Origin of the sequence: Rhodococcus sp. BE178, assembly GCF_050433545.1 — a bacterium.
GTDB lineage: Bacteria > Actinomycetota > Actinomycetes > Mycobacteriales > Mycobacteriaceae > Prescottella.
This window is the reverse complement of record NZ_JBNPXA010000008.1, coordinates 13,682-28,105: the sequence shown is the minus strand read 5'-3', so window position 1 is coordinate 28,105 and position 14,424 is coordinate 13,682. Positions and strand designations below refer to the sequence as shown.

Sequence of the window (14,424 nt, the reverse complement as noted above, 5' to 3'; positions counted from 1 at the left end):
TGAGGTGAATCTGTGGCGTCCAATGCTGCGATGATCACGGTGACCGGAGTCGATGGTTCACGATGGACCATCGCCGGTCAGGGGAGTGGTCGTGAGGGTGTAGAGCTGGCTACGTCGCCGACCGGGTTGTACGACGCGCCGGTGACGACGATTTGGAATCAGTCGGCGTTTCAGGCCGGTTCCTCGTTCGGTGGTTACCGGACGAACAAGCGCGATGTCGTTTTCGCGGTCAATGTCTTTCAGACCGCGGGTAGTTCGTGGGAAGCGGTGGATTCCGCGTGGCGCAAGGCCTGGGCCTACGACCGCGACGCGACGTTGACGATCACGACCGATTTCGGCACGCGAACGCTGAAACTGCGGATGTCGGAGCAACCAGACTTCAAGCCGGACAAGGATCCGCATCTGAAGTCGATCGGCAAGGTCGTCATGACCTGTACAGCGGGCAATCCGTGGTGGGTCGAGTCCGATGTGACCGGATCCTGGACCTCCACGATCGATACCACCGGCACGAACAAGAGCCAGTCCGGCACGATCACCATCGCCAACCCGACCGATCAGCCGATGTGGCTCAAGTGGGTGTGTTCGGCGCCGGGTCAGTGGACACTGCCGGACTTCTCGTGGGGGGCGGTCGATGGCGACGGCGCGCGGACGATCACCTTGCCGCTGACCGCCGCGGGCAAGGATCTGACGGTCGACACCGACCCGATGGAAGAGATGATCGTCGCCAAGGACGGCTCCCAGATCTGGGCGCTGATGAACGGCGTCAGCTTCCTCTATCCGGTGCCCCCGTACACGCCGGCCACCGCGGTACCGGTCAAGGTGAGTGGTGCGCCGACCGGCGCGTCGGTGCTGGTGGTGCAGCCGCGCAACTGGTCGCGACCGTGGGGGCTGCAGTGACTTCGGTGCTGGACCTCCCCGCGATCTACGCGGATGCGCAATCGGCCAAGACGGTTCGCAAGCAGCAGCGGTTCTCGCGGCCTCTGATCCGCCTGTGGGATGGCGACTGGAACCTGCGCGGTGTGTGCGGCGCGGAGATCAGCGCTGATTTCCGCTGGATTCTGAACCAGGCCGGCACCGGTCTGCTGGTGCTGCCCTACGACTACTACTTGGCGAAGTGGGCGGTCGATATCAATGGCCGCACCAAGAAGAACGTGCACATCACCGTCGACAAGGACGGCGCGCGCTGGGACGGGCGGCTGGAGAAGGCTGTCATCAAGACCGACGGCCACGGTGTCACCACCGTCGAACTGCTGTTCATGCACTCGTACCAGGATCTCAAGCACATCTACTGTTGGTCGAATCCGTTTCTGCCGGAAGCGGTTCAGTTCCCGCGGCAGTTCCTGCTCGCGGGGCCCAGCGTCTGGGTGCTCAAGACTGCGTTGCATCTGAATCTGCTCCGCCTGCAAGGCGGGCTGTGGACGTTGCCCGACGATCCGATGGACCCCAGTCAGTGGGGCAGCCTTGATCAGTCCACGTGGGGTGTCGTGGTGAAACCTGGTGAGTTCCGATCTGATACGTCGATGTGGACGATCTTCAGCTCTCGCTTCCAGAACTTCCACGAAGCCTCGGCGGGCACATTGGAAACGGCGCAGCTGGCGGTCGTCACGCGGCGCTGGTTGCAGGGTGATCCGCCACCGTGGGAGGGCGCGAAGGTCCGGCACGGCTGCCTGGTTGTCGACATCGTCGACAAGTCCGGCTTTTGGACCGGTACCAGCACCGGCGGCAACATGTGGGATGGGCTCAAGCGCACCAAGCAGGTGCTCGACAACACCATGCTCGACTACAGCCCGGATGAGCTGAAGGATCCGAATGTGCCTGAGCTGTACAGGAACCCGGACAGTCGGGGCTGGATGGGCACGCTCCCGTCCAATCCGTGGGTGGTCTACCGGCAGAACGACAACACTGGCATCCAGACCTCACAGTTCATCGTCAACCCCTCGTCGGCGGTGCAGGTTCTCACCGGCGGTCACTCGATGCCCGGCGTGAACGAGGCGATCTCCTCGGCGATCCAGGTAGTCGGCATGCTGGTCGCCGGCGCCCTCGGTGAGATTCCGTTCGGTGGTTCCATCGCCGGTGGTGTGGTGAACGCCGCCACGGCGGTCGCCAACACGATCGCGACGTCACTGTTGTCGGACACGCTGCTGGCCTGGCAGAAACACAAATCGGGACAGCGCGTCAGCGACGCGGGCTGGTCGCACTACTGGGAGCACTTCGAAAACAGTGCCGACCGGGCCTACACCCTCGGCTCGTTGCTGACCCTGGGTGAGGGGATGTGGAAGACCCGTCAGCACTTCACCCACAAGTTCATCGTCGCCAACGGCGAACCGTATCTGATCGGCGACCAGGGTCAGGGGCACTTCTTCCTCGGCGATCGTGTCGGTTCCACCGTCAAGGGCATGCCCGAAGGCTCGGTGTACGTCGACCAGGTCACCGAACTCGAACTGGCTTGGTCGCGGACCGCGAGCCCGGCCTGGCAGGTCACCGTCGGCTCGGAACGTGACCACGATATGCCCTTCGCCAAGTCCATGCGCGTGGTCGCCGACATTGTCGACGACATCCACGCACTGGCTGTCCAGATGTAGTTCCGCCCGCCGAATCCCTATCGAAACCCTCCGGAGAGAACATGTCCATCCCTTACCTCGAGCAGTGCAACCCCGACGATCCCAGCGAGGCCTTCGTGTGGGCGCTGGTCGGCCTGCCCGGCCCCCAGAACTCACCACTTCTCGTGCACCCCGACGTGCTACGGCAGTGGTCGAAACACCTGTGGGACCTAGGATTTCGCCACTACGCCAGCGAGCAGACCAAGGAATACCACCCGCCCGCGCGCGGTCTGTCGCATTGGCTCAACGGCGCCGGCCAGTGGGCGGAGAAGGGCGCGCCGCGTCCGCCGGAGAGTTCGGCACCGGATGTCACCGAGCTGACGCCGGACGAAAGGGCTCACCTGGTAGAGCAGCTCAGGGAATCCGGTGAACTCAAGCACCTGGTGGACCCGCGTGATCTCGACCTGAACACCGCGAAAGTCGGTTCTGCCGACGAACTCCCGGACGGCAGCTGAGGACAAGCCCGGATGAATCAATTCCCCCGGGTGCGTAAACCGGCGGCTCGATCCGGAACTTGAAGAAGGTCAGCTCGGACTCGGCGCGGGCATCGGCCCTGTCCAGTGTCAGCGCGTCTTTCGTCGGGGTGGAAGCGATCGGTTCGAATCTCAATTCGGCGACCAACCGCGCTCTGAATACGGCCAATACGGCTCGAGTCGGCGCGGCGGGTGCACAATCCACGGCGACCTCCGCGCAGAACACCTCGACGGCGAACGCCGACCTGCAGACCAACCAGACCCGGGAACAGGTGGATGGTGCATCGGCTCAGACAACCTTCAGGCCAGGTAATCCACGAAACTGGCTGTGGACCAGTGGAAACCCGGCGGAGCGAACGTTTCGGGGATCGCTGTTGTCGCGGATCAGGGCCGCCTCCAATTCATTTCTCGCGCCTTCCGGCGCAATTGTCTTCCTAGGAGTTGCTCATGGCTCAGAACGTTGGAGCTTTCGTCGCTCGCAACGCGAAAGCGGTGGTGTCGCTGATCGGCGGCATCATCAGCGTGCTCACCGTTGCGGTGGCATTGCTGCAGTACGCGCCGGCTTCCGCGGTCGGCGTGGGCGTTGCACTGCTCACCGCACTCGAAGTGCTGCGCACCGTCAACGTGTGGATCGTCAAGAACGAGCCGGTACTGGAGGCCGCTGCGGACGCTGCGGCCGAGCTGGTGGAATCGTTCACCGACGCGGTCGGAGTCTCGGACTCCGACCATGCGGTGGCGGGACACCTTTCGACGGGCGGTGCCCGATGACCAGCCCGGACGGGTGGGTACCGTCGGGCGCGTATACCGGCGGCTCGATTCGCAACCTGCAGAAGGTGACCTGGGACTCGGCCCGGGCGCAGATCCTGTCCAGCGTCACAGCGTCGTTCGCCGGTGTGGAAGCGATCGGCTCGAATCTGAACTCGGTGACTAAGCTGGCGTTGAACACTGCCACCGCCGCGCAGTCCGGCGCCTCCCAGGCGCAGGCGTCGGCTGTGGCCGTGGAGAATACCACGGCCCAGAACGCCGTGGACCTGGCGGAGCTGGTCGCCAATCAGTCCGGCCAAACCACGGGCGGTACAGCGTTTTCCGACGCATTCAGCCGCGCTGAGTTGGGTCTGGACTACACCACATTCAAGACCGGCCCGGTGGCGGATCTGGTGGTCATCGACGGCCAGGTGCAACTCAATCGCGTCGGTGACAAGAACACCGGCGATGTTGTCGCCCTGTCCAAAACCGTGACGGGTACCGATGATCAGCGCGTGTCCGTGGTGGTCGGCCGGATTCAGGAGGCCTACAGCGCCGCTGCCCGGATCGTTGTCCGTTCCGCGACGGACCTGTCGACTTTCGTGTACGTCCATGTCTATCGAGACAAGGTCTTTATCGGCCGGGGCACGCGCAGTGGCAACACCACCGTGTACAACAATTGGAAGCCCCCGGTATCGACCGCGGTCAATACCGGCGATACCGTCACGGTTGAAGCCGTGGGTCGCAACTACAAGGTCCTGGTGAACGGCGTTCTCGTCACCGGTCACACGGATAGGGCTACCGACGTACCCCCCGAATCTCCGATCGGAGCGAACAACCGGTCCTTCGGCTTCGGCTGCCAGTACTACTGGACCGGGCTGTTCGGATTCTTCTCGTTCGCGATCAACGCACTCGCCGCGGCCGATCTCTCCTCGCCGCCGATTGTCGGCACCGGGTGGTCGCTGTACCGCCTCAGCCCCACCGCTGTCGCCCAGCCGGCCGGTGAAGCACGCTTGGCGGCAGACACTTTCGATTCCATCGGCCCCAACAAAAACATCGCCGTACCCGATCTCGGACGCGGCCAGGTGCAGATCGAGAAATCGGGCTGGTACGCGATCACGACCGCGTATGCGCTGTCTTCGCCTACCACCGGAGCGCGGGTCGGACTGTGGACCGCGGCGGCGCCCGACGGAACCTGGTCGTTGTCGCGGGTCGGCGCTCGCACGGCCAACGACACATTGTCCAAAAGCGTCGGCAGCTCATTCACCGTCTTTCTGCAGCAGGGATCGGTGGTGGCGCCGGGCTACTACCTCAGTGCCAACAACGGGTTCGTCGGCACGGCAACCTATTTCGATGGCGCCTTGCTGAGCTACTGATGGAGCCTGACTGTGACCTCACCTGACAAATCGGTCCCCGCCGGCGCGTACGTCGGCGACGCGGCGGCCTCGAACAACATCGGCAACCTCCAGAAGCTGACCTGGGAGGGTGCCCGCGAGTCGATGGTTTCCGGTGTCATCGGCTCGTTCGCGGGCGTGACCGCCATCGGCGGCAACTGGAAGGCGATCACCGACAAATCCCAATCCGCCACCACAACGGCGCAAACGCGGTCCTCCGAGGCCAAGTCCACCGCCGCCAGTGCGCAGGTGGTTGCCGATGCCAACAAAGCCACTATCGAGGCACTGAAACCGCCGCCGCCTGGCGAACAGCTCAGTGGCACCACGTTTTCTGATGACTTCGAGCGCACGGCGCTCGGATCCGGCTACACCACCTATAAATTCGGTCAAGTTGCAGACCTGACCATTGTCAGCGGTCAGGTTCAACTGAACCAGCAAGGTGACAAGGGCACCGGCAACGTCGTCGCACTGTCGAAGATGGTGCTGCGAACCGACGACCAAGCGGTCTCGGCGGTCATGGGCCGCGCGAATCAAGCCGGCACAGTCGCCACCTCGCTCTTCATTCGTGCCGCGCCCGACTTGGCCACCTTCGTCTTCGCCGACGTACTTGCCAATGAAGTGCGGCTCGGACGAGGCACCCGCACAACCGGGCTGAACTACATCCGATGGGGCACCGCGGCGGTTACCGTCCGAACCGGCGATACCGTCACCCTGAGCGCGGTCGGAGCGAACTACCAGGTGCTGATCAACGGGGTCGCTGTCTTGGCTTACAACGACAGTGCCAAGAGCTCACCCGTCGGGGTGGGGAACCGGTCTTTCGGATTCGACAGCCAGTACTACTGGTCGGGCTTGTTCGGGTATTTCTCCTTCGCCGTCGCCGCGTTGACGGCTAGCGATCTCGCGTCCCGGCCGGTCACCGGTATCGGCTGGGCGCTGGCCCGCATCAGTTCCACGAACGCGCTCCAGCCAGCGGGGTCCCGTGCCGTCGCGGCAGGTACCTTCGACACCGTTCGGAATAGCTCGGCAGTGACGGTCTCCGCCCTGGGGCTTGGACAAGTTCAGGTGCCGGTCTCAGGCTGGTACCGGATGAGCCTCGGCCTGACCTACGCCAAGGCGCTGACCACCGAGATCGGGGCCGACCTCTGGTGGGCCCCGAGCTCCGGCGCGACCTGGCAGCAGTTGCGCGCCGGGCCCAAGACCGTTCAGCTTCGGATCGAGACCACCCAAAGCGGCGTCGACGGTGACGGCAACCCGATATACACGACCGATTACTACGGGTACGCCTCGAGCGTCGAGGCGACGTTCGTCGTCTACCTGCCCGCGGGGGCAGTCGTCGCTCCTGGCTACAGCTCCAATCTCAACAACAATCTCGTCGGCTCCAACACCTATTTCGACGGGGCCCTGATCAACCGCGCCTAGCCGGTGCCCAACTCAACCCCGATGCCTTCGCAGGGCCGACTTGGTCGAGCCCTCTCCCGTTGGCGACCCTACTAACCCCCTGGAGTCCACAATGGCGCAGAGTCATCACCAGCCGACCGTGCCCAGGTCCGAAGGGACCTGATGCCTCTTCTCGAAACCACGCTGATCAGCGCCGCCACCTTTCTGGGCGGCTCCGGCGCCACCAGCTTCTACTCCTGGCTTCGGGCCCGGAAAGCGCAACCGGCACAAAATATTCGCCACGAAGTGTCCGCTGCCAAACAGGTCAACGATATCGCCTTGGCGACCCTGTCCCGTGTGTCGGAAGAACTGCGGGTCGTCTCCCTGCGGCTCGACGGGGTAGAGGCCGCGCAGGCGGCGTCCATGCAGGAATTGGACCGTGTCACCGGCCTTTTCCGCGAGGCGCTCGCCGTACTGCGCGGCGTAATCGAAGCGGCCCAGCACGGCCGCATCCCGGAACTGAACCTGTCCAGAGAACTCATGGACGAGGTCGAACACAGCGAAGGAATCACATGACATCACCGATCGATCCCGGATACCTCGGCTACCAGCCGAAGATCGAACCACTCAAACTCACCACCGGCGCCGGCTTCGTGCAGACCATTCAGCCCTCCGATGGGGCCGTATTCCCCGCCGGAACAACGGTTTCCATCGTGCTCATCGCGCCCGGCGGCGCATCGCTGGGTACCTGGCCCGCCACCGTCACCCCGACCGCGGCCAGCTGGACCGTACCCGCAGCCACGTCCGATCCGATCCCCACCAACTCGCGCTACACGATGTTGGTCACCTACACGACCACCCCGGCCACCACCTACGCCTGGTACGTCGGCTCCGTCATCCGCAACTGACCTCTTTCGCCGCTCGACAACGGCGCAATTCATTGCAAAGAAACATTTCTCAAGGAGAACATCATGGCTATCGCTGTTACGTCAACCAAGAACGCTCTGTGCACCGCCTACGCCAATACGGGGACCACTCCGACCACTATGTATGTTTCGGTCCATACCAGCGACCCGGGCCCCACCGGCCTCGCTGAAGCCTCGGGTGGTGCGCCGGCCTATGCCCGTGTGGCCACCACCTGGGGTGCGCCGGCCAACGGCCAGATGACCGGCAGCCAGGTCACCGTGAACCTGCCCGCCGGCACCTACACCCACGCCGGTCTGTGGAGCGCCGCCACCGCAGGCACGTTCATCGACAAGGTCGCGATCACCGAGATGAAGCTGAGCGCCCAGGGCACCCTGCTGATCACCCCGACCTTCGCCGTGAGCTGATTCACCTCTTCGATTTGGAGGCTGCTATGCCAGCACCAGCACAGGCGATCGTGGCCGCACTGCCCACGCAACCGACAGTGCTCACCGCGGTCGCGGCGCCACCGACGATGGTGGTGGCACTGCCGGGGTCGCCGGTCAGCCGGGTCGACGGTGCGCAGGTCCCGGTCATCCCGGCATTCGTCTACGCCGCGTTCGGCGGAACCGCCACCCCAGCCGTGACCTTCAAGCCCTCGGCCAAGCTCGCCGCCGAGGCGACCGGGCTCGGGTCTTTGACCTTCGCTACGAAACCCATACTGCGGGAGACTATTTCGCTCGGCAGTGAAGGATCGGCTACGGCTGGTGTCGCTGTCGGGTCCGGCGGCCAGGTTGTCCTGGCCGCGGGCTTCGGCGCCGCGGTGACGGCCCGTACCGCCAACGCGGTCGCCACCGCCACCGGCGAGCTTTCGGCCGTCGCGATCAAACCGTAACTCGGTGCTCATTCCCGCACACCGCGCACTCGGGCGGCACCACATCTAATGGTGTAAAGCCATTCCCGATATCGGGGATCGTGTTCTACATGTGCCGCGCTCAACCTTTGGTTGAGCGCGGCACATGTCTCTTCTCGACTTGTCACAGACCGGTCGACAACTCTCTGCGCGCGCACGCCGAATTGCTCGCCGCCGCTACCCATCCGGGTGCCGCGTAGCTTGCAGCATTTCGAGTCCGGTCGCGACGCGCCTGAAATCTTTGAGGAGGCGACGAGCCGTGTCAGATATCTACGGTCTGCCCGACACCAATGGCCGCCAGGAGGGCGATACGTGGACTACAACGTTGCCCGACGGGCGAACCGTCAAGAACACCATCCCGAAAGGAAACGGCAATCAGACTGTCGATCAGGAAATCACGAATCCTGATGGCAGCACGACCAATTCGCGTGTAGTCGACAACGGAGATGGCGGGTGGCAGCGGTGGAACGACGACTCCACCGGCACCTCCTCCTACGCCAGCAAGGACACGCAGGACTCCGAGGTCTACGGCCAGCACTTCGATCCCGGGACATCGACTACGGGCCAGGCCAGCCACGAGTTCGGGATGTCCAGCGACTACAACAATACCTATACCGCTTCGTACGACGAAGACGGGAACCGGGTGGGCACCGATGTAGGTGTCGCGAACCAGAGCGGTCTGTACGACAACGTTCATGTCGACAACTACGGCAACAAGACATTCTCAGAGACCACCCGAAACGAGGAGGGGGGCTCGTCAGCACATTCACCGGTCAGGTCGATAGCGAAGGCTACGGCTGGCGGGACATCTCGGGTAAGGACGGCCCGCAGCGATGGCAGGTAAGCCCGGACAGCCAAGGCAAGCGGGTCCTGACGCGTACCGAAGAGACCGACTCGCGCGTACACCACTACCGGATGGACGAGAACGGCAAGCTCACCGACGAGTTCCGTGGACCCATGCCTGAGCCTACGTGCCTTGTCGCCGACACCATCTGCCGAACCGTCGAACTCGGGGTGACCATCACCGGCGTCGCGATCGGCGAGAAACTCACCCACATCGAATGTCGGCCTGTCGAGATGGATCCGACGTGCCCGGTGTGCGGACGGACAGGGCAGCTGCGGGACCACGTCGTGCGAGTTTTGACGGACCTGCCTGTGGTCGGGCACCCGACCCGCCTGCAGGTGCGTCTGCCACCGGTTCACCTGCGAGGACCAAGCCTGCGAGGTGACGATCTTCCGGCAGTCCCTCGACCGGGTCGCCGCACCGAAAGCGTCGACGACCAGGCGGTGTGCCCGCTGGATTCTCCAGCGGTTGGCGATCGGCAAAATGCCGGTGTCCGCGGTCGCCCGCGCTCTCGGGTTGGGTTGGGACACCGTCAACGCGTTCACTTACGCAACGCCCTGCACAAGCTCGGATTCACATCCCGGCGTCAGCTGCGGGGAGGCGCCTTGACGGCGACGCCGGCGATCTGGGTGTTGACCTGCAGGAAGGGTGAGCGCAGCCGGTAGGCCTCGACGGTCGTCCCGGCGAATCCGGCGGCCTCGACGTCTGCCCGCAGGTCCCGCTCGCAGGAGCAGCCCTCGAAGGTCCAACTCCACGGCCGGCGCGTGGCCCTCTGCAGGCGGCGGAGCGCTGTGCCGTCCGGAGCGGCGACGTGTTCCAGGAATGCGTAGCGTCCGCCGGGGCGCAGGACGCGGTGGACCTCGGTGAGGACGGCGACGGGGTCGGACACGGTGCAGAGCAGAAGGCTGGATATCACCGCGTCCACCGACTCGTCGGGCAGATCGAGCCGTTCGGCGCCGGTGTTGTGCAGTTCGAGATCGATCCGGGCGCGGGCGGCTCGCGCCCGCAGACGATCGTGCATGGCCGGATTCGGCTCGACGGCGATCAGCCGGGTGCCGGGGCGGAGGTAGCGCAGGTTGGCCCCCACACCGGGCCCGAGCTCGACGACCGTGGGGGGAAGGTTGTCGAAGAGGGATCGTTTGTGTGGCCGAAGCAAGTGATCCAGGTACCGGTCGAGCGCGGTGAAGAACAGCGCGTTGAACGGCCCGCGGAGCGGGTGGGGCCGAAACGTCTCCGGTGTCGGCGCAGGCTCCTTCGGCTCGAAGGACAGCACATCGTGGCTGGTGTCCATCGCTGGCGCTCCTTTCGGGGTTCGCGGTCATCGATGTGACTACGAGCCTCCCGGAGGGGCGCAGCGGTGGATAGGCGGGAATCACCCCTGCCGATACCTCAATCCGGTACCTCGACGTCGGTTCCCGAACCGGCAGAGATGCGTCGGCCCCACCAGGCGGCAACCTGCGCGCGGGACGTCACGCCGAGCCGCAGACGGATCCGCTCGACGTGCCCCTCGGCGGAGCGCTCCTCGATACCCAGCCGCTGGGCGATCTGCCGGTTTGTCATGCCCTCGGCGACCAGCGCCGCCACCTGCAGCTGCCGCGCGGTCAGCTCGCCCGACGGCGGGCCCGGCCGCTCCGCCGACGGCGGGGCGGGGCTGCTCCCCAGGAATTCCAGGATCGCTCGGACGATGGCGGAGGAGTCGCCCACGAACGGGAAATGGCTGGTGCCGGGCAGCGAGAGCAGCCGGGCGCCGGGGATGTGCGCGGCCACCTCGCGGCCCGCGCGGTAGGGGATTGCACGGTCTCCGCGCCGGTGCACCACCAGGGTCGGGGCGGCGACCCGGGCGAGCAGATCATCGACGTCGATTTCGTAGCATTGCGCGAGCAGATCGACGGCGAGGTCGGGCGACGCCGCCTCCCGCTGCAGCCGGGCGAAGAGCGCCTTGGTCGCGGCACTGCCGTCCGGGAGGAAGACGTCGGCCAGCAGCTCCGACCCCAACCCCCAGTGCGCCCGGATCATCCCCAGCATGGCGGTCCGGACCTCCGGCGTCGCGATCTGCGAGCCGTCGGCGTAACCGCCGTACAGGATCAGCCTGCCGACCCGCTGTGGGAACTGCGCCGCGAAGGAGACCGACACCGGTGCGCCCAGGGAGATGCCCAGCAGATCGAAGCGCTCCAGGTCCAGGTGATCGGCAAGGGTCCGAAGCACCACTACATCGGCATCCAGTCCCTGCGTCCCCGGCGAGGGGTCGGACAGCCCGCAGCCGGGCCGGTCGTACTGCACCACTGTCCGGACCGCCGCCAGCGGCGTGAAGAAGGCTCGGTAGGCCGGGTCCTGCCACAGCAGTTCCAGATGGCTGATCCACGCCGCGGGAACCAGAAGCGCCTTTCCCCGTCCCATGCAGGTGTACGCGATCCGCGTGCCGGTCGGCGCCGTGCAGAAGCGGACCGGGCGGCGCGGCTCGAATGCCTCCCGCGAGGACGGTTGGCCCATGTGGGCCTCCAGCCTGTGATGCCTACGTCAAACCATCATGCCCGGTCGCCGACGATCGAGCGGGCCACCGCCTCGACCGAGTCGACGATCCGTCCGGCGCGGGCGCCGCCGGCGGCGAGCGGACGCGCCGCCCCGGCGACCATCGCGAGCAGCAGCACGGCGGTCCCGTCCGGGTCCATGTCCGGCCGCACCTCGGTGATCAGCGCGCTCAGGTGGTCGTACCAGAACCGGTGCAGGTCGTCGGCGCGTTCGTCGGCATCGGAGGCGTCGTATGCGGCGGTGAGTGCGGGGTGGTCGACGATCAGGTGCGCGAAGGCGACGAGGAATGCGACGAGCCGCGCGTCCGCGGGCGCTCCGGGACCGAGTGGCGGTGGCGCGTCGAGGACCGCCTGGCGCAGCGCGTTCGCCTGTTCGTACACGACCGCGCGGACCAGTTCGTTGCGACTGCCGAACCGGTGGAACACCGTCGCCTTCCCGACACCGGCGGCCGCGGCGATCTGGTCGACGGACACCCGGTCCGGGTCGTGCTCGGTGAACAGACGCTGCGCGGCGGCGAGAATCGCGCGCCGGTTTCGGGCGGCGTCGGCGCGTTCCGGTCGCGCGTCGGGCATTACATCTCCTGGAAGCCGTTGTACGAGGGTGACCGAATATATCTTGACCGCCGGTCCAGATCGACGCATGCTTTAACTGAACCGATGGTCCATTTAAGGGGTGATGTGATGCGTGGGGTTCTGTGGTCACAGGCGGGCGGGCCGGACACGCTGGCGGCGCGAGACGGCGACGATGTGCATGCCGCCGGTGGGCAGGTGCGGGTGCGCACCGAGGCCAGTCCGGTGTTGTGGGTGGAGACGCAGATGCGGGCAGGGCTGGTGCCGTCGCCGGCCGCGCCGCCGACGGTCTTCGGCTCCCAGGCCGTGGGGCTGGTCGATGAGGTGGGCGACGGCGTCGATCCGCAACTGATCGGCACCCGGGTCGCGGTGAGTGGTGTGGGGATCGGCGCACACGCCGAGTTCGTCTGCGCCGCGGTCGAGCAGTGCGTGGCGGTGCCGGACGCGATCGGGGCCGTGGATGCGGCCGTCGCGCTCACCGGGCTCCCCGTCGCGCTCGCACTGCTGGAACGGGCGGGTGATCTGAGTGATGCGACGGTGCTCGTGGAGGCGGCGGGCAGCGGGATCGGTGCGTACCTGACGCAGCTGCTGCGAGGCCGGGCGGGGCTGGTGGTCGCAACCGCGGGGAGCGATGAAAGCCGCACCCGTGCAGCATCCTTCGGTGCAGATGTCGTGCTCGATCATGCCGACCTGGACCGACCGGGCGCACTCGCGGCGGCGGCCGGTGGGCGCACGATCGATGCGGCGTTCGACTCGATCGGGGGATCGACCGCACGGCGTGTGCTCGACGCCCTCACGCCGCTGCGCGGACAGTTGCTGTCGTACGGGATGCTCTCCGGGGAGGCGCCCCGGATCGCAGCGGCGGATCTGTATGCCGGTGGGTACACCGTCACCGCCTGCGCCGGGCCCGCCTGGCTCGACCGCGTCGCCGCGCTTCGTTCGATCGCGCTCGATCGCGTCGCCGGCGGCACGGTCCGGCCCGTCTTCGATTCCACGATGCCGCTCGATGCGGTGGCCACGGCCCACCGCCGGATCGACGAGCGAGCGACCAGCGGAACGATCGTGCTCGTGCCGTGACGTTGTGTCAGCCTGCCTCGGAGGCCCTCTCGGTTCGATCCTGAACCGAGACGGCATCCGTCGTCCCGGCCTGCGTGCCGCGACTGATCAGCCAGCCGACGGCCGCGGCCAGTGGGAACATCACGACGCCGTACACGGCGGCGGGGATCGCGATGTCGACGCTGTCGAGGACGCTGATGGAGATCGCGATCGCCAGGGTGCTGTTGTGGACGCCGATCTCCATCGAGCACGCGATCGCCTGACGCTGCCCGACGCTGAGCAGTTTCGGGATCCAGTAGCCCACGGCGAGACTGATGAGGCAGAACAGGATCGTGATCACGCCGACGTCCGCGAGATACGACGGCACGTTCTCCCGCTCGGCCGCGATGGTGCCGACGATGACGAGCACCAGGACGAGGGCCGACGCGATCCGGACCGGGCGGTCCATCCGCTGCGCGAAGTCCTCGCGCTTGGCACGCACGAGCATGCCGATCGCGACGGGGATCAGCACGATCGCGAACACCTGCAGGATCTTGGTGAAGTCGAGGCCCATCGACGTGCCGGTGTCATCGGGGTCGAAGTGGCCGAGCGCGAAATTCGTGATGAGTGGCAGCGTCACGACGGCGATCACCGAATTGACCGCCGTCAGTGTGATGTTGAGGGCGACGTCGCCGCGGTAGAGGTGGCTGAAGAGATTGGCGGTGGTGCCGCCGGGGGAGGCCGCGAGCACCATCATGCCGACCGCGAGCAGCGGCGGCAGGTCGAACAGCAGCACGAGTCCGAACGCCACCGCCGGCAGAATCAGCAGCTGGCAGGCGAGAGCGATCGTCACGACGCGGGGATGTCGTGCGACGCGGGCGAAGTCGGCGACCGTCAGCGACAGGCCGAGGCCGAACATGATGATCGCGAGGGCGGCCGGCAGGGCCACCGTGGCCAGGGCTGAGTCCATGTTGTTCGCCGTTCTGGTGTGCGGATGTGACGCGAACGGTAACGACACTGCACTGCGCGGGTGGGCGAAATGC

General features: G+C 66.0%; 17 protein-coding genes. 13 read left to right on the top strand and 4 right to left on the bottom strand.

Going from position 1 to position 14,424, the window contains the following annotated elements; translation table 11 throughout:
• The first annotated feature begins 12 nt into the window (after window positions 1-12).
• The 12 genes from J2X34_RS15490 (at window position 13) to J2X34_RS15435 (ending at window position 9,857) form a co-directional block, all read left to right on the top strand.
• A complete protein-coding gene (locus tag J2X34_RS15490; protein ID WP_174908148.1) occupies window positions 13-897 on the top strand; it encodes a phage tail protein in 885 nt (294 codons plus the stop codon).
• The gene (locus tag J2X34_RS15485) at window positions 894-2,582 is read left to right on the top strand and encodes a phage tail protein (RefSeq protein WP_174908150.1); all 1,689 of its coding nucleotides are present in this window, start codon (window positions 894-896) and stop codon (window positions 2,580-2,582) included. Before J2X34_RS15490 ends, J2X34_RS15485 begins: the two co-directional genes overlap by 4 nt.
• A gap of 41 nt (window positions 2,583-2,623) precedes the next feature.
• A complete protein-coding gene (locus J2X34_RS15480; RefSeq protein WP_174908152.1) occupies window positions 2,624-3,055 on the top strand; it encodes a phage gene 29 protein family protein in 432 nt (143 codons plus the stop codon).
• A 465-nt stretch (window positions 3,056-3,520) separates the two neighbouring features.
• A complete protein-coding gene (locus J2X34_RS15475; protein WP_174908154.1) occupies window positions 3,521-3,841 on the top strand; it encodes a hypothetical protein in 321 nt (106 codons plus the stop codon).
• Entirely contained in the window at window positions 3,838-5,193 is a 1,356-nt protein-coding gene (locus tag J2X34_RS15470) for a hypothetical protein (protein ID WP_174908156.1), read from the top strand. Before J2X34_RS15475 ends, J2X34_RS15470 begins: the two co-directional genes overlap by 4 nt.
• Window positions 5,194-5,205: 12 nt before the next feature.
• The gene (locus tag J2X34_RS15465) at window positions 5,206-6,630 is read left to right on the top strand and encodes a DUF7257 domain-containing protein (protein ID WP_174908158.1); all 1,425 of its coding nucleotides are present in this window, start codon (window positions 5,206-5,208) and stop codon (window positions 6,628-6,630) included.
• A 141-nt stretch (window positions 6,631-6,771) separates the two neighbouring features.
• Window positions 6,772-7,164 (top strand): hypothetical protein, encoded by a 393-nt coding sequence (locus J2X34_RS15460; RefSeq protein WP_174908160.1) that lies wholly within the window; start codon window positions 6,772-6,774, stop codon window positions 7,162-7,164.
• Window positions 7,161-7,496, top strand: coding sequence for a DUF7264 domain-containing protein (locus J2X34_RS15455; protein ID WP_174908162.1), 336 nt, complete (start codon window positions 7,161-7,163; stop codon window positions 7,494-7,496). Before J2X34_RS15460 ends, J2X34_RS15455 begins: the two co-directional genes overlap by 4 nt.
• A 63-nt stretch (window positions 7,497-7,559) precedes the next feature.
• The gene (locus J2X34_RS15450; protein WP_217487183.1) at window positions 7,560-7,919 is read left to right on the top strand and encodes a phage tail fiber protein; all 360 of its coding nucleotides are present in this window, start codon (window positions 7,560-7,562) and stop codon (window positions 7,917-7,919) included.
• Between the two features lie 26 nt (window positions 7,920-7,945).
• Window positions 7,946-8,386: a hypothetical protein gene (locus J2X34_RS15445; protein ID WP_174908164.1), complete on the top strand. Its 441-nt coding sequence runs from the start codon at window positions 7,946-7,948 to the stop codon at window positions 8,384-8,386.
• A gap of 277 nt (window positions 8,387-8,663) precedes the next feature.
• The gene (locus tag J2X34_RS15440; protein WP_174908166.1) at window positions 8,664-9,248 is read left to right on the top strand and encodes a hypothetical protein; all 585 of its coding nucleotides are present in this window, start codon (window positions 8,664-8,666) and stop codon (window positions 9,246-9,248) included.
• 381 nt (window positions 9,249-9,629) lie between these two features.
• Window positions 9,630-9,857 (top strand): transposase family protein, encoded by a 228-nt coding sequence (locus J2X34_RS15435; protein WP_217487184.1) that lies wholly within the window; start codon window positions 9,630-9,632, stop codon window positions 9,855-9,857.
• On the opposite strand, the gene J2X34_RS15430 is transcribed toward J2X34_RS15435, so the two are convergent.
• The 3 genes from J2X34_RS15430 to J2X34_RS15420 all read right to left on the bottom strand — a co-directional run bounded on the left by J2X34_RS15430 (window position 9,835) and on the right by J2X34_RS15420 (window position 12,349).
• The gene (locus J2X34_RS15430) at window positions 9,835-10,539 is read right to left on the bottom strand and encodes a class I SAM-dependent methyltransferase (protein ID WP_174908168.1); all 705 of its coding nucleotides are present in this window, start codon (window positions 10,537-10,539) and stop codon (window positions 9,835-9,837) included. The genes J2X34_RS15435 and J2X34_RS15430 overlap by 23 nt on opposite strands.
• A 98-nt stretch (window positions 10,540-10,637) precedes the next feature.
• Window positions 10,638-11,738: an alpha/beta fold hydrolase gene (locus J2X34_RS15425; RefSeq protein ID WP_174908170.1), complete on the bottom strand. Its 1,101-nt coding sequence runs from the start codon at window positions 11,736-11,738 to the stop codon at window positions 10,638-10,640.
• A 35-nt stretch (window positions 11,739-11,773) separates the two neighbouring features.
• Window positions 11,774-12,349 (bottom strand): TetR/AcrR family transcriptional regulator, encoded by a 576-nt coding sequence (locus tag J2X34_RS15420; protein ID WP_114723616.1) that lies wholly within the window; start codon window positions 12,347-12,349, stop codon window positions 11,774-11,776.
• 108 nt (window positions 12,350-12,457) lie between these two features.
• Between J2X34_RS15420 and J2X34_RS15415 the strand changes: the two genes are divergently transcribed.
• A complete protein-coding gene (locus J2X34_RS15415; RefSeq protein ID WP_174908172.1) occupies window positions 12,458-13,423 on the top strand; it encodes a quinone oxidoreductase family protein in 966 nt (321 codons plus the stop codon).
• A 7-nt stretch (window positions 13,424-13,430) separates the two neighbouring features.
• On the opposite strand, the gene J2X34_RS15410 is transcribed toward J2X34_RS15415, so the two are convergent.
• A complete protein-coding gene (locus J2X34_RS15410) occupies window positions 13,431-14,351 on the bottom strand; it encodes a bile acid:sodium symporter family protein (protein ID WP_174908174.1) in 921 nt (306 codons plus the stop codon).
• Window positions 14,352-14,424: the final 73 nt, after the last annotated feature.

What these genes read in the sequence shown, in the direction of transcription:
- J2X34_RS15480 (WP_174908152.1), top strand. Translation starts at nt 2,624, where the DNA reads ATGTCCATCCCTTACCTCGAGCAGTGCAACCCCGACGATCCCAGCGAG.
- J2X34_RS15475 (WP_174908154.1), top strand. Translation starts at nt 3,521, where the DNA reads ATGGCTCAGAACGTTGGAGCTTTCGTCGCTCGCAACGCGAAAGCGGTG.
- J2X34_RS15470 (WP_174908156.1), top strand. Translation starts at nt 3,838, where the DNA reads ATGACCAGCCCGGACGGGTGGGTACCGTCGGGCGCGTATACCGGCGGC.
- J2X34_RS15460 (WP_174908160.1), top strand. Translation starts at nt 6,772, where the DNA reads ATGCCTCTTCTCGAAACCACGCTGATCAGCGCCGCCACCTTTCTGGGC.
- J2X34_RS15455 (WP_174908162.1), top strand. Translation starts at nt 7,161, where the DNA reads ATGACATCACCGATCGATCCCGGATACCTCGGCTACCAGCCGAAGATC.
- J2X34_RS15450 (WP_217487183.1), top strand. Translation starts at nt 7,560, where the DNA reads ATGGCTATCGCTGTTACGTCAACCAAGAACGCTCTGTGCACCGCCTAC.
- J2X34_RS15445 (WP_174908164.1), top strand. Translation starts at nt 7,946, where the DNA reads ATGCCAGCACCAGCACAGGCGATCGTGGCCGCACTGCCCACGCAACCG.
- J2X34_RS15430 (WP_174908168.1), bottom strand. Translation starts at nt 10,539, where the DNA reads ATGGACACCAGCCACGATGTGCTGTCCTTCGAGCCGAAGGAGCCTGCG.
- J2X34_RS15425 (WP_174908170.1), bottom strand. Translation starts at nt 11,738, where the DNA reads ATGGGCCAACCGTCCTCGCGGGAGGCATTCGAGCCGCGCCGCCCGGTC.
- J2X34_RS15420 (WP_114723616.1), bottom strand. Translation starts at nt 12,349, where the DNA reads ATGCCCGACGCGCGACCGGAACGCGCCGACGCCGCCCGAAACCGGCGC.
- J2X34_RS15415 (WP_174908172.1), top strand. Translation starts at nt 12,458, where the DNA reads ATGCGTGGGGTTCTGTGGTCACAGGCGGGCGGGCCGGACACGCTGGCG.
- J2X34_RS15410 (WP_174908174.1), bottom strand. Translation starts at nt 14,351, where the DNA reads ATGGACTCAGCCCTGGCCACGGTGGCCCTGCCGGCCGCCCTCGCGATC.